Genomic DNA, 772 nt, shown 5'->3' with positions numbered 1-772 from the left:
ACAGACTTCTCAAGTTTGGGCTTTGCTATCTCGGTTTCAAAAGAGCATGCTGATGATCTGAAAGTGGGAGGGAAAATAGAAGTATTAGTAAGCCCCTTGATACACCACGAGTACCTGATTAAAGGGCTTATTATAGACCGGCAGCCCATCAGGCAGGGGCAGGTAAAAATTGCGGCGGTCATTGAGCACGAACAGAGCAGTAAGCACGACCGTTTCCATCCTATCCACTTAAGTGCCGAACAAAGCCTAAAAGGACAAATGGTTCACCCTTTTGTCTACAAACAAAACGCCTATTTTGAGGTGGAGAGTTTGTCTCGCAATGGCTTCTATGCAAGCGGGATTCACACAGAGTTTACCTTGTTTGAAGGTATGGAGCTGAAGTATAGCTTGGGTTCGATTCAAGAGCTTCAGAATGTCGTCGGTAAGGTGTCCAACGTTTCGTTAACGGATCAGAATAAAATTAGATGCTTTATTGAAACGCCCTCACTTTCGTATTTGGCAGAAGACGAGCTGGCTCAGCATTGCTTCCATTTTGCACAGAAGACGCCGCGAGACATTAGTCGAGCGGGTATGAATGCCCAGCATATTCAAGAGCTGGTTCAGTATCGTTTTGTTGAAACTCAGGCGGAGTACGAAGCCGTCTTGAAATTGCGTCGCAAGTCATACGCGAGTATGGGGATGTGTAACAAAGATGACCCTATTGCACGCTTTGCTATGCAGCAGGATGCTTATGGTCGGATATTGATTGCTTTTCATAATGAGCGCGTAATCG

Annotated in this window: 1 protein-coding gene; it reads left to right on the top strand. The window is 45.7% G+C overall.

What is annotated here, in order from left to right:
* Positions 1-772: hypothetical protein (locus tag A3766_RS30325; RefSeq protein ID WP_197479297.1), on the top strand; the 772-nt coding region annotated here is incomplete at both ends.

The organism is Oleiphilus sp. HI0132 (assembly GCF_001635845.1).
The sequence above is the reverse complement of the archived record's forward strand: the minus strand, read 5'-3'. Positions and strand labels throughout refer to the sequence as shown.